This window comes from Sporosarcina sp. FSL W8-0480 (assembly GCF_037963765.1).
Classification (GTDB): Bacteria; Bacillota; Bacilli; order Bacillales_A; family Planococcaceae; genus Sporosarcina.
On record NZ_CP150166.1, the window covers coordinates 2416498 to 2430684 of the forward strand.

Genomic DNA, 14187 nt, shown 5'->3' on the forward strand with positions numbered 1-14187 from the left:
AGAAGCCTTAACGCGGCTGACGGCAAGGATTAGTTGCTCTCGGGAGTAGCTTTCCGGCAAATGGCCATGGGAATCCTTACAGCCTCGGGATTCCTTTCTGAACATGGTGATAGGCGTACTTTCTCCGTCAACGAATTTATTATGTGATACTTTGGATTATAGGGAAAAGATTTCGATGTGTCAATCGATTGCCTCGGAAAAGTCGTATGGGGTGATTCCCCTCATACCAATCATCGGGTCAATACCTAAAATTGTTTCTCTTGTTAACCTGTATTCTTTTTTGTTTACTACAACGTCGAAATCAGGTTTGTCCTGTGTTTCGACATGTGTTGCTTGTTCGTTTGTTTCGATTATATTTTCATTTTCCAAGATAGATTCTTTGCGTAGCCTTTCCTTAAGGGTCGTCTGGCGCTCGAGTTCGTCTGTCCGGTTAATGCCGATTATGAATTCTTCTGGCTCACCGCATAGAATCAAAAAGTTTTTAGCCCGTGTAATTCCTGTGTAGAGAAGATTTTTCCGGAGCATTTTTCGATAGCCTCGGACGACGGGCATGACGACAATTGGAAATTCACTGCCTTGTGATTTATGGATTGAACAGCAGTAGGCGAGTGTTATTTGATTTAGGTCATTACGTTCATATTCCACTTCAATCCCGTCATACGAAACGATCAGCATTTCCTTTTTGTCCACTGTTTCGCTGGCTTTGATGATAGAGATGACTTCGCCCATGTCGCCATTGAACACATTGCTTTCGGGTTGATTGACTAGTTGGAGCACTTTGTCCCCAATCCGGTAAACTGTTTCCCCGAATACAACTTCTTTCCGGTCGGGACCCGGCGGATTGACCATCTGCTGGATCATTTTGTTTAATCCATCTATACCTGCAGGACCTTTATACATTGGTGCAAGCACTTGGATGTTTTTAATATGGTGCCCTTTTGAGATTGCGTTTTTGATGACCTGTTCAACGACTTCAAGGATTTGATCTCCATACGCTTTGATGAATGAACGATCTCCTGTTTTCCGAGTGATGTCATCTGTCCAGTCGCCGTTTTTAATCATATGTGCCATTTCAATGATTGTAGATCCTGCACTTTGACGATAGATTTCGGTCAGTTCGACAACCGGGATTTTTCCGGAGTGGAGCATATCTTTCAAGACTTGTCCCGGTCCAACAGGGGGCAGCTGATCTTGGTCTCCGACGAAAAGTATTTGGATGTCGTTTTGTAATGCCTTCAGCAATTGATGCGCCAGCCATGTATCGACCATCGACATCTCATCGATTATGATGAGACGCCCTTCCACTTCTTTCCCGATTGCGTCATCCTTCTCCTGGCCGGTAAAACCAAGAAGCCGATGGATGGTCATTGCCGGTAGACCTGTGGATTCGGACATCCTTTTAGCCGCACGTCCAGTCGGAGCAGCCAAAACAATCGGAAAGCTTTCTTCTTTTTTCGCATAGACTTTAGGGTCTAATGAAAGGCCATGCAATTCGGCATATACTTCAACTAATCCCCGAATTACAGTTGTTTTACCAGTACCTGGCCCACCGGTTAGAATCATCGCTGGGGAATGAATAGCTTCCTGAATGGCTGCGACCTGGGTTTCTGCATAGCTGACGCCAAGACGCTCTTCGGCTTCACCAATTGCTTTGCGGATTTCGGATACTGGAAATTTATCGGCATGGTCATTCTCCATTATCCGTTCCATTTTCGAAGCGATGCCAATTTCCGAGAAATAAAGAGAAGGGACATAAAGCCTTTTACCTTCCCCGCAAAGCTTCCCTTCTTCTACCAATTCAATAATCATTTGTGTAATTTGCTGAAAGGTCACTTCTTCCTTTTGGCTACTTTCAAGTAGGCGCTTCACTTCTGGCAAAATCATTTCAGCCTCTAAATAGACATGGCCAGCCGACTGGACCCCTTGGTTAATTGAATGAAGAATCGCTGCCTTCACTCGCGAAGGGTGGCTACCAGTAATTCCAAGTTGTTTACCTAATTCATCCGCTCGTTGAAATCCTATTCCTTCAACGTCTTCTATCAACCGGAAAGGGTTCTCTTTTAATAGCTCAATTGCTTCCTCACGGTATGTCTGGAAAATCCGCATGGATAGCTGGGGGCCGAACCCCCATTCATTCAATTGGACCATTGACCGCTCTAAACCTAAATTTTCCTGTAATACTGTTACAAGTGTTTCTTTCCTCTCTTCTGAAAGCTTCGGAATGCGGTCAAGCACAGATGGGTTTTCTAAAATTTGCTGGATTGCGTCCATTCCTAAAATCTTTACAATCGTATCTGCTGTTTTTCTACCTATTCCGGGGAATAAATCACTTGATAGATAATGAACGATTCCGGTTTCAGTTTCTGGCATTTCCTTGGAGAAGGTGTGGACATCGAATTGCTGTCCATAGGTCGGATGGTTGACAAGTACGCCGGTTAATCGATAATCCTCTTCGTTCGCTAAGGGCGGAAAGTTCCCTTTTATGACGATTTCCCTATCCGCATAGCCGCTATTTGTTTTCGTTATTTTCAATTTGACGATTGAAAATAGATTATCGGGATTGTGGAAGATTGTAACTACTGGTCTTCCAACTATGAACATCGCCTCTGTCTTTCCCGCCATACCTTCCACCACCTTAACCATCAACTGTTATGATTGTTCGCCCATTTTGATCATGTCGTAAATATATCGTGCCTGAGTATGTTCCGGTTCCAGTGTGAATGCTTTTTCAAGATGATGAAGAGCATCCTCTTTCCGGTTTGTCGAAACTGCATACAACACACCGATATTATAATGGGCATCGGCATTTTCCTCGTCGTTTTCAAGGATAAATTGAAGTTCTTTTCTTGCCTCCTCAAATAGTTCCATTTCAGCAAGGAGAATTCCATAGGTCAACCTGATTTCGAGGTCAGCAGGTGCCAATTCAGCCGCCCTTTGAAAATATGGCAAGGCAAGTTTACTATTGCCGGATTGTTTCAAGCTTTTTCCAAGCATGAAAAAAGCATCTGCTTCTTGTAAACCGGCACGGATTGCTCTTTCATAAATTCGAGTTGCCTCTTCAAAACGGTCATTCGTAAAATAGAGGTTGCCTAAGCCATATAAAGCTGAACCGGCATTTTCGTCTAAAGAAATCGCCTTTTGAAAGAAACGCTCCGCCCTTTCCGTGTCACCAAGGGAAGCAAAAACATTCGCTATGTTAATGTATCCTACAGGATTGTCCGGCTCCTCTTCGGCTGCTTTCATGAAAGCTTCTATCGCTTTTTCATATGCCCCTTCTTGAAGAGCTTTTATACCAATTTCATTGTATTCCATGGAATAACCTCTCATCCTACGTAATCTAATTGCACTCCGTTTTTGATGACTGTATCGATCGTTCCGCCACCAAGACATTCTTCACCGTCATAGAACACTACTGCTTGACCAGGTGTAATCGCTCTAACGGGTTCAGCAAACGTAACAATGGCCTTGCCATTATCCAACAGTTCAACTGCCACTTTCGTATCAGGTTGACGGTAACGGAATTTCGCCGTACATTCAAATGTTTTAGGCATCTCACGAGCGGTTGAAAAACTGACATTAATAGCAGTCAAGCTATCGGAGTAGAGTGCATCATGATGGAATCCTTGACCGACAAGCAATGTATTATTTTTCAGGTCTTTTCCAATTACGAACCAAGGTTCACCGGAACCACCGATGCCAAGGCCATGACGCTGTCCGATTGTATAATACATTAGGCCATCATGTTTTCCGACGGTTTTTCCATCCATCGTTTTCATTGCCCCAGGTTGAGCCGGCAAGTATTGTCCTAAGAATTCCTTGAAATTCCGTTCGCCGATAAAGCAAATGCCTGTCGAATCTTTTTTCTTCGCTGTTGTTAACCCAGCTTTTTCTGCAATTTTACGAACTTCCGATTTATCAAGATGCCCAAGCGGGAACATCACTTTTTGTAATTGGTCCTGTGTCAGTTGGTTAAGGAAGTAAGTCTGATCTTTATTTTCATCTTTCCCTCTTAACATCGCGACGCCTTGCTCTGTTTCTACGACTTGGGCATAGTGGCCGGTTGCCAAGAAATCTGCTCCAAGGCTGATTGCATGATCCAAAAACGCATTGAATTTTATTTCTTTATTACACATTACGTCGGGGTTCGGCGTCCTCCCGGCTTTGTATTCTTCAAGGAAGTAGGAAAATACTTTATCCCAATATTGTTGTTCAAAATTGACTGCATAATAGGGGATTCCGATTTCATTACAGACACTGATTACGTCTTCGTAGTCCTCAGTAGCTGTACAAACCCCAAACTCATCAGTGTCATCCCAGTTTTTCATAAAAATACCGATGACGTCATATCCTTGTTCCTTTAATAGCAATGCCGCAACAGAAGAGTCAACACCTCCGGACATTCCTATTACTACTCTCGTTTCCGAAATCGGTTTAGTTAAAGTTCTCATTGTAATTCATCCTTTTTAAATTCATTTCACTAGTCGTTTTACGATGTCCGATGTTTTTTGCGCTGCATCTCGGATATCATCTTCATCAAGACCAAGTCCAAAGCTGAAACGGACAGAGTTCCTTAATTTCGCAGATTCGCTCCCGCATATTGCGGATAAGACATGGGATGGCTCGAGAGACCCAGCTGTACAAGCGGATCCGCTCGATACCGCAATTCCCGCCATATCCATATTTACCAACAGGGATTCGATATCTGTTCCTTGGAAACTTATATTGATAACATGCGGGAGTCTTTCCGCTCCCCCTGCATTCACTTCGTAGATTACATTGTTCTTTTCAAAAGTCTCTATTAAGACCTTTTCAAAGCCTGCATATTTTTTACGGTTTTGGACCATCTCTTGTTGGGCTACTTTCACGGCCTCTGCAAAGGCTGCAATCGCAGGCACATTTTCCGTCCCCGCTCTTCTTTTTCTTTCCTGTTCACCACCAATAAGTAGTGGATTCGTTTGAAGTCCTTTTCTTTGGTACAGGAAGCCGACCCCTTTAGGTCCATTTAACTTATGGGCGGAAGCACTTAGTAGATCAACTTGAAGTTCATTCACATTTAGTTCCACTACCCCGAATGCTTGTACAGCGTCTGTATGAAAAACAGCCTGATGTTCCTTCAGTACTTCTCCGATTTCCTTGATTGGCTGGATTGTGCCAATCTCATTGTTTCCGTACATGATGGACACAAGAATTGTTTCATCTGTTAGTGCATCCTCTATTTGTTGTACATGTACTACTCCGTTTTCATCAACAGGTAAATAGGTTACCTGAAAACCGGATTTCTCTAATTCTTTACAAGAATTCAGAACCGCATGGTGTTCGATTGCGGTTGTAATGATATGATTACCTTTTTCTTTCATCGAATTTGCTGTGCCAAAAATGGCTATATTATCTGCTTCGGTGCCTCCTGAAGTAAAGATGATTTCAGTCGGTTCGGCATGTATCGCTTCTGCTATCGTTTTTCTTGAGTCATCTAAAAGTTTACGAGCAGTACGACCGAATGTATGAATGCTTGAAGCATTCCCGAATACAGTGTCCATTGCGCGCATATAGACAGCACTAACTTCCGGATGTATAGGAGTTGTGGCAGCATGATCTAAATATATCATCGTCTTGTTTCTTCTCCTTCACAGGATTATATATAAAACATATAACCATCTAAATTTGTAGATTCTTCTGCTTCAATTAGGTCATGTATCGTCGTCTTGTCGAGGACATCTCTAATTGCCTCCCCAATTCGATTCCAAAGTGACTGTTGTGGTACATTGCTTTCCTCAATTCCTTCAACAACTTGAATTGGGCCTTCAAGCAATCTAATCACATCTCCGGCTGTTATCTCAGAGGGTGGTTTCGAGAGCTTATAGCCTCCGTAGGCACCACGGACACTGTTTACAATTCCGCTATTGCGCAAGGCAGGAATAAGTTGCTCCAAATAAGCTTCAGATAGATTTTGCTCTTCTGCTATTTTTCGCAAAGGCAAAGGGCCTTCCCCATACTTTTTTCCAAGCTCTACAACAACCGTAAGTCCATACCGACCTTTCGTAGAAATTCTCATAATAACCAACGTCCTTTTCTTTAACTACACTTCAAAATATTATAGCATAACTGACCTTCACGCTTCCTCCAAATGACTTATCCCTTTAACTCATGTATAATGGAGGAACAGATGTACGGGGAGTGATTTTTTTGCACAACGAACCACTGGCATTCCGGATGAGACCGAAGACGATAGATGAAATTGCAGGACAACAACATGTTATCGGAAAAGACACGGCACTTTACAGAATGATTTCAAAAGGCCATGTCCCTTCTATGCTTCTATACGGCGAGCCCGGAATCGGGAAAACGTCATTGGCTTATGCCATTGCAGGAACGACCCAATTACCATTCATCTCTTTAAATGCCACAGTTTCCGGAAAAAAAGAAGTGGATGATGTAGTTGCCGAGGCAAGGATTACAGGAAAAGTCATTTTGTTTCTTGATGAAATCCATCGGTTCAATAAACTTCAGCAGGACACACTGCTTCCGCATGTTGAAAAAGGGTCAATTGTACTGATCGGAGCAACAACTGAAAACCCCTTCCATAGCGTAAACCCAGCTATCCGATCACGTTGCGGAGAAATCTTGCAGTTAAAGCGGCTCGAGCCTGAGGATGTCGTCAAACTTATAGAGCGCGCAATACATGATAAAGAACGAGGTCTTGGGAAAACCCCTATTGAGATATCGGCTGACCAAATCAAAAAAATCGCGGAAGGCGTAAACGGGGATGCTCGAAAAGCACTCACTTTATTGGAATCTATTGTTTCGGCAAGTGACGAAGAAGACGGAACAATCATCATCGAAGATTGGTTGATCGATAATTTGATCGGTCGTATCGGTCTTGTTGGTGATAAAAAAGGATCCCATCACTATAACCTTTTATCAGCATTGCAGAAATCGGTTCGTGGAAGCGATGTAAACGCGGCAATCTTCTATTTGGCAAACCTGCTCGAAACCGGGGATCTTATCGCCGTCTCAAGACGATTGCTTGTAATGGCTTATGAGGATATTGGGTTAGCCGCTCCAGAAGTCGGTCCTCACGTCCTTGCTGCAACGGAGGCTGCCGTTCGATTAGGCATGCCTGAAGCACGTATTCCTTTAGCGAACGCCGTTATCGAGATGTGTCTCGCCTCAAAGTCCAATTCGGCATATAAAGCAGTCGACGCCGCAACGAGGGCGATTAACGAAGGAAAGACCGGTGACATCCCCATGCACCTTCGCGATGCACATTATGCAGGAGCAGCGGAATTGGGACATGATGGCTACCAGTACCCGCATGATACACCAATCGGCTCCTTCGGCGGCTGGGTCGATCAACAATACTTACCCGACAAGCTAAAAGACACAGAATTCTACACCCCCGTAAACGCCGGCGAAGAAAGAAAATTAGCGGGCATCTATCAACGCCTAAAAGAATTTAGGAAATAATAATAATATATAGAATGTAGAATTGATTGTAATTAGGTGGCTCCAGTTGCTTGAAGTGAAAGGCGGCGAAGTGCAAAGATGTGCTCTCAACGCTTCGCTTTTGTTCGCAAAAGCCGTTCTTCGTGACGGCTTTTCCTGCCGGAAAAGCATGGGCTGAAGACCCCGCAACGGAGCGAAGCGAAGTGAGGAGGCTGAGGCCATGCCGGCGGAAAGCGTCCGCCTGTAACGGAAAGCAACGGTCTATTAATTTTCAAAAAGAGGGTTGTCCAGAACTACTTTCCGGACAACCCTCTTTTCATTACTTTTTATCCTTCACTCGCTCAATCGGAATATCCTTCACAATATCATTCAACACCCAACTCGCACAAACAAGCCCCGCCACTGACGGAACATACGCATTCGAAGCTGGCGGCATCTTCGCTTTACGAATCGCCGCTTCAGGCTTTCCGACCGTTTCCACAACATCCTCCCGTATAACAATCGGACTCTCATCCGAAAACACAACAGGAACACCTTTCTTAATACCCTCTTTTTTCAATCGAAGTCTAATCACTTTCGCAATCGGATCTGTGTGTGTCTTTGAAATATCCGCGATTCTAAAGCGAGTTGGATCCAGTTTATTCGCAGCACCCATGCTTGAAATGATCTTAATTCCCCGGGAAACACATTCCTTAATCAAATGGATCTTATAACTAATCGTATCCGATGCATCAATCACATAATCAGGATTATAACTGAAGATTTCTTCGTAAGTCTCTTCTGTATAAAACATATGAAGACTGATCACTTCACAATCTTTATTCACATCAGCAATCCGTTCTTCCATCACTTCAACTTTAGAACGGCCAATCGTTGAAAGAGTAGCAACAAGCTGACGATTCACATTCGTTATATCTACTGTATCTTTGTCAATAAGGATAATTCTACCTACACCACTGCGTGCACAAGCTTCAGCTGCAAAAGAACCAACGCCGCCAACACCAAGTATAGCCACAGTAGTATTGCGCATGCGATCGATGCCTTCCGGACCAATCGCCAATTCATTACGAGAAAATTGATGTAACACTATAATTCCGCCTTTCTTATATGAATCAATCAAAAACCCCTCCGCATGTCCGCAAGAGGGGTATAGTGAATTAATTGAATGTATAAATACGTTAACGAATCCCAAACGTGCCGTCTTTGAAGTATCGTTTTGAACCCGCACTCTGCAGGTGGGTGCCATATCCATTTATTCTGAAGTCCCTAAAGTTACGGGCGTTCCATCCGAAATGAAATACAAGCTCCCTACGATAAAAATGTTCGGTCAAAACTGATTAACAAATAACGAACACTTCAGGATTCGTATTAATAGTATCCTATCACATTTTTAGACTGTATTCAACGATTTCCACATAGGTAATTTATTGCATATTTCGAATAGTTACTTTTCCACTACTTTATTTTGCCTGAATGGAAATTCCCAATTCGTTAAGTTGTGAAGGATCTACCTCGCTTGGCGCTTCTGTCAGCAAGCAGCTCGCACTTGCTGTCTTCGGAAATGCAATTGTATCGCGCAGATTTGTTGAACCGGATAACAACATAACGATTCGGTCCAATCCGAAAGCAATTCCGCCATGTGGAGGTGTACCGTAGTCAAAAGCATCTAACAAGAAACCGAACTGTTCTCGTGCTTCTTCTTCAGTGAATCCAAGTGCCTTAAACATTTTCTCTTGTACATCCCGCTTGTATATCCGTAAGGAGCCTCCGCCAAGTTCGTAGCCATTCAAAACAAGGTCATATGCTTGTGCTTTTACAGAACTTGGATTCGATACAAGACCTTCCACATCTGCAGGCATTGTGAATGGATGGTGCGCTGCGTAATAACGGCCTTCTTCTTCGTCGTATTCGAATAATGGCCAGTCAGTTACCCATAAGAAATTAAACTTCGTTTCATCAATCAACTTTAAGTCCTTAGCTAACTTCAAGCGTAGGGCACCAAGTGCATCTGCTACAACCGACTTTTTGTCCGCAACAAACAGGAGTAAGTCCCCTTCTTTCGCATCAAGTAACTTCCCTAATGCATCAGCCGCTTCACCTTCGAAAAATTTTGCAATCGGACCTTTCAATCCTTCCGCGTCTACTTTTAGCCAAGCAAGGCCTTTCGCCCCATAACGTGCAGCAAATTCCCCAAGTGCATCAATGTCTTTTCGAGAGTAGTTATCGGCTGAACCTTTTACATTGATAGCTTTTACTTGCCCACCTGATTCCACGGCCCCAGCAAACACTTTGAATGAAGAATCCTTAACTACTTCAGAGACATCTTGAAGCTCCATTCCAAAGCGTGTATCCGGTTTATCCGATCCGAATCTACTCATCGCTTCATCGTAAGGCAGACGTTTGAAAGGGATTTCGATATCGATTCCTTTTACATCTTTCATTACTTTTTTCATTAGCCGTTCATTCAATTCGATAATGTCTTCAATTGTCATGAAGCTCATTTCCATATCAATTTGTGTGAATTCAGGTTGACGGTCTGCACGTAAATCCTCATCACGGAAGCAGCGTGCGATTTGATAATATCTATCGAACCCGGAAACCATCAGCATTTGTTTAAATAACTGTGGGGATTGTGGCAATGCGTAGAACTGTCCGTCATGAACACGGCTTGGTACGAGATAGTCCCTTGCGCCTTCTGGTGTGGACTTTGTCAGGATAGGTGTCTCCACTTCGAGGAATCCTTCGCTGTCCAAGAAATTACGAACCGTTTTTGTAATGTCCGAGCGCATCTTGAATACTTTTGCCAATTGTGGACGACGTAAATCCAAGTAACGGTATTTCAAACGGATTTCTTCATTTACATCGGTCTCGTCTTCAATGATGAAAGGAGGTGTTTTAGCCTCGTTAATGATATTGATGTTTTCCACATGCACTTCAATGGATCCTGTTGGCAGCTTGACATTTTTTTGTTTCTCTTCCCTTTCAACTACTTTCCCGTTTACCTCGATTACAAATTCACTTCGAATGGATTCCGCGATTTCAAGAGCTTCTTTAGAAAAATCAGGATTGAAAACAGTTTGAACAATACCCGAACGGTCTCTTAGGTCGATAAAAATGAGCCCTCCAAGGTCCCTTCTTTTTTGCACCCAGCCTTGTAACGTAACTGTTTGCCCTATTGTATTTTCAGTTAGTTCTCCACAGTAATGTGTACGTTGCATAAACTCATCAACCTTCCTTATTTCAACTGTTCTTTTAGTGTTTCAATAATTTCCGTATCGGATACTTTTTGCTGTGAACCATCGCCCATATTTTTGAGTTGAACGACTTGATTGTTCACTTCATCTTCTCCGATTACAATTACAGATTTCGCATTGAATCGATCTGCCGATTTCATTTGTGCTTTCATTTTACGATCCATGTAATCCATATCTGCACGGATGTCAGAGCTTCTCAATTCATTCAATAATTTAAAACCTTTTCGGTAGGCAGCAGTATCTAATGTAACAATATAAACATCAAGCTCCGGTTCTTGCTCGAATGACTTTCCTTCCGCATCCATTGCTAATAATAGACGCTCAATGCTCATGCCGAAGCCGATCCCAGGAGCCGCCGGACCTCCAAGCTCTTCCGCCAACCCATTGTATCGTCCCCCACCGCATAGTGTCGTGATGGCACCGAAACCGTCTGCAGTACTCATGATTTCAAATGCGGTGTGATTATAATAATCTAGTCCACGCACTAAGTTCGGATCAAGTTCATATGCAATTCCGAGATCATCCAAATAACTCTTTACTTGGTCGAAATATACTTTAGACTCCTCATTCAAATAATTCGTCAATGATGGAGCAGTCGCCATTAATGGATTCTCGTGATCGACCTTACAGTCAAGGATGCGAAGCGGATTTTTCTCCAAACGAGACTGGCAATCCTTACAGAACTCCCCGATGTTTGGGGAGAAGTGTTCAACGAGCGCATTTCTGTGCAGATTTCTCGATTCGCTGTCTCCCAATGAATTGAGGACTAACTTAATATCCTTCAAACCGGCACGCTTATACACTTCCAATGCGAGAGTGATTACCTCTACGTCAATAGCAGGGTCCGCACTTCCGATTGCTTCAACTCCGAACTGGACAAATTGGCGGTAACGTCCAGCTTGTTGGCGTTCGTATCGGAACATTGGGCCTTGATAGTATAGCTTGACGGGTTGGTCCGGATAGCCGAACATTTTATTTTCAACAAATGAACGGACGACCGGAGCTGTGCCTTCGGGTCTTAACGTCATTGAGCGATTTCCACGATCGGTAAATGTGTACATTTCTTTCGTTACAATATCGGTTGTATCTCCAACTGTACGTAGAAACACTTCGGTTTGTTCGAAAATTGGTGTGCGGATTTCTTTGTAGCGATATATATCGCATATTTCGCGGATAATCGACTCTACCCTCTGCCATTTCCATGATTCTGATGGGAGAATGTCCTGCGTCCCCCTTGGTACTTTAAAATTCATTTGACTACCCCTTCCTAATTCTTTTCAGATGAAATGTAATACTGTTGATTTACGCTGCAGGCGGACGCTTTCCGTGGGGCGCGGGTGAGCCTCCTCGTCGTTTCACTCCTGCGGGGTCTCACCATTCGCGCTTAATCCCACAGGAAAAGTCGTTACGAAGAACGGCTTTTGCGAACAAAAGCGAAGCGTTGAGAGCACATCTTTGCACTTCGCCGCCTTCCGCTCCAATCAACGGAAATACTAATACTGGAAAAACCCCCAACGCTATTTCATTCATCTTTTTTACAGAAACTAAAAAAAGCCCCCATCCCTTGTAAAAACAAGGGACGAGAGCTTGCAAGCTTCCGCGGTTCCACCCAAATTGGCATTTAAATGCCCACTCGTATCCGGATAACGGCCGGTTCCGTCCGCACCTACTGAATATGATTCGTTCAGCACGGAGCCTCGATGGTGTTGTTCACTATATCCGTCTGTAGGGTGGATTTCAGCCACGTCCGCCCCTCTCTTGTCAGCCCGCAATATCGCTACTTTCCATGTCATCAGCGTAATTTTGTTTTAATTTCGTCTTTCGATTGAATGTAACATCAATTGAATTAAAACCTATCTTAATCATTTAAAGACGAAGTGTCAACCTTTTTCATTTCTATCTGGTTTTTTCTATGGAAAACTTCTACAATGGTAGAAAGGGAGAGTGATAGTTTGTCGAAATTATGTAAATGGATGTTGGCTTTCATCCTAATTATCGCCTTCAACTACGATTTTCCTACAATATCTGCAAAAGGCGAAACAGTCATCATCAATACCAATTCACTTAATGTCCGTTCGGGGCCAGGGCTGACTTATCCAGTGACCGGTTCGATGAAATTAGGTGATCGGGTTGAGGTGATGTCAACCGATGGGGATTGGTATGAGGTTAAAGTCGGATCACGTTCAGGATGGATTGCGTCTTGGCTTGTAGTGGACCAAGGGGCGGTTGGGACTTCGAATAAGACTGCTGTCTCAAAAGTGAATGCTTTGAATATCCGAATCGAGCCATCAATTAGTTCTGCTGTAATTGGGCAGTTAATGGCCGGAGATGCAGTAGAAATCACCGGGCGAAAAGGTGATTGGGCTTCCATCGTCAGTAAGGGAAATGACGGATGGGTACATACAGATTACATTACGGAAATTTCAAAAAGTGAAAGTGGACAAGCCGGCACTCTTTCAAAACAGCAAACAAGTAAAGCCGAACAGTTCACCGTATCAGTCGATGCCCTGAACGTTCGACAAGAACCTGGACTTTCCTCGAAAAAAATTGGATTGATACGAAACGGGGAAGTTTACCCTATTGTTCAAGTAGATGGAAATTGGGTTAAGATTAAACTTGATAACAAAACCGAAGCTTGGGTCTATTCCTTCCACGGCACAATTGGTCCGAAAGGTAATCAGCCATCTAATTCTTCGGTAATCAGTAAAGTAACTGTTTTAACTAACGGAACGAATATTAGACAATCAGCGACTACCTCATCCACTATTGTCAAACGGGCAAATGCAGGGGAGAGCCTAACCGTAGTAGCTGAAGAAGGCGATTGGTATAAGGTGGCTTTACCGACTGGGGAAAATGCATTTATCGCTAAATGGGTTGTTTCTTCCGGTGAAGTTACAAAAGCAGGTTTACAAAGTAATGACGGCAAATCGGATCGTCCAAAGGGTACGTTAAAAGGGTTAACAATTGTTGTTGATGCCGGTCACGGAGGCAATGACCGTGGAACAACAGGTTTGCATGGTACTGATGAGAAACTCCTCACGTTAAAGACCGCACAGTCCTTATCTGCAAAGTTAAAAGCCGCCGGCGCCAAAGTAATCTTGACTCGTGATTCCGATACGTACATCTCTTTACGTAAACGTGTTTCCACCAACTTGCAAGCAAATGCGGATGCTTTTATCAGCCTGCATTATGATGCGAACCCGAATACATCGATAACAGGATTCACTACGTATTACACGAATAGCAACCAAAAAGCATTTGCAGCAGCAGTGAACAGCGGACTGGAAAAATCCATCGACCTCCGAAATCGTGGCGTGCAACCTGCCAATTATTTGGTTCTTCGAGAAAACAAGAAGAATTCGATTCTTGTGGAATTGGGTTTCCTATCCAACCCTTCAGAGGAACGGATCCTTATTACTGAAAAGTTCCGCGAGCAGGCAACACATGGGATTTATCAAGGGATCATTCAATTTTTCGATAAGAATTAACG

At 43.4% G+C, this 14187-nt stretch carries 10 protein-coding genes, 1 other RNA gene and 2 other annotated features (1 of these 13 only partly in view); of the genes, 2 read left to right on the forward strand and 9 right to left on the reverse strand.

Annotated elements, in window-relative coordinates; translation table 11 throughout:
• Window positions 1-140 (reverse strand) — a binding site (T-box leader); it reaches 66 nt to the left of the window's first position.
• Between the two features lie 40 nt (window positions 141-180).
• The 5 genes from NSQ43_RS12575 to NSQ43_RS12595 are packed head-to-tail and all read right to left on the reverse strand — an operon-like array spanning window position 181 to window position 6052.
• On the reverse strand, window positions 181-2622 hold the full coding sequence (locus tag NSQ43_RS12575; RefSeq protein WP_339250703.1) for an ATP-dependent RecD-like DNA helicase: 2442 nt from the start codon (window positions 2620-2622) through the stop codon (window positions 181-183).
• A gap of 27 nt (window positions 2623-2649) precedes the next feature.
• Entirely contained in the window at window positions 2650-3312 is a 663-nt protein-coding gene (locus NSQ43_RS12580; protein WP_339250705.1) for a tetratricopeptide repeat protein, read from the reverse strand.
• An 11-nt stretch (window positions 3313-3323) separates the two neighbouring features.
• Complete coding sequence (gene mnmA / locus NSQ43_RS12585; RefSeq protein WP_339250706.1) at window positions 3324-4448, reverse strand: tRNA 2-thiouridine(34) synthase MnmA; 1125 nt, start codon at window positions 4446-4448, stop codon at window positions 3324-3326.
• A 21-nt stretch (window positions 4449-4469) separates the two neighbouring features.
• Complete coding sequence (locus tag NSQ43_RS12590; RefSeq protein WP_339250707.1) at window positions 4470-5606, reverse strand: cysteine desulfurase family protein; 1137 nt, start codon at window positions 5604-5606, stop codon at window positions 4470-4472.
• Between the two features lie 26 nt (window positions 5607-5632).
• Window positions 5633-6052, reverse strand: a complete 420-nt coding sequence (locus NSQ43_RS12595; RefSeq protein WP_339250708.1) for an Rrf2 family transcriptional regulator — start codon at window positions 6050-6052, stop codon at window positions 5633-5635.
• A gap of 131 nt (window positions 6053-6183) precedes the next feature.
• Between NSQ43_RS12595 and NSQ43_RS12600 the strand changes: the two genes are divergently transcribed.
• On the forward strand, window positions 6184-7464 hold the full coding sequence (locus tag NSQ43_RS12600) for a replication-associated recombination protein A (protein ID WP_339250709.1): 1281 nt from the start codon (window positions 6184-6186) through the stop codon (window positions 7462-7464).
• A gap of 298 nt (window positions 7465-7762) precedes the next feature.
• Here NSQ43_RS12600 and NSQ43_RS12605 read toward each other — a convergent pair whose 3' ends face one another.
• From NSQ43_RS12605 to hisS, 4 genes are all read right to left on the reverse strand, one after another.
• The gene (locus tag NSQ43_RS12605; RefSeq protein ID WP_339250710.1) at window positions 7763-8530 is read right to left on the reverse strand and encodes a tRNA threonylcarbamoyladenosine dehydratase; all 768 of its coding nucleotides are present in this window, start codon (window positions 8528-8530) and stop codon (window positions 7763-7765) included.
• A 94-nt stretch (window positions 8531-8624) separates the two neighbouring features.
• A non-coding RNA gene (gene ssrS, locus NSQ43_RS12610) (6S RNA) lies at window positions 8625-8809 on the reverse strand.
• Window positions 8810-8903: 94 nt separating this feature from the next.
• The gene (gene aspS / locus NSQ43_RS12615; protein WP_339250711.1) at window positions 8904-10661 is read right to left on the reverse strand and encodes an aspartate--tRNA ligase; all 1758 of its coding nucleotides are present in this window, start codon (window positions 10659-10661) and stop codon (window positions 8904-8906) included.
• Between the two features lie 17 nt (window positions 10662-10678).
• On the reverse strand, window positions 10679-11950 hold the full coding sequence (gene hisS, locus NSQ43_RS12620; protein ID WP_339250712.1) for a histidine--tRNA ligase: 1272 nt from the start codon (window positions 11948-11950) through the stop codon (window positions 10679-10681).
• Window positions 11951-12269: 319 nt separating this feature from the next.
• Window positions 12270-12499 (reverse strand) — a binding site (T-box leader).
• A gap of 150 nt (window positions 12500-12649) precedes the next feature.
• Between hisS and NSQ43_RS12625 the strand changes: the two genes are divergently transcribed.
• Window positions 12650-14185 carry an SH3 domain-containing protein gene (locus NSQ43_RS12625; protein ID WP_339250713.1) on the forward strand — a complete coding sequence of 512 codons (1536 nt, stop codon included), beginning with the start codon at window positions 12650-12652 and terminating at the stop codon, window positions 14183-14185.
• Window positions 14186-14187: the final 2 nt, after the last annotated feature.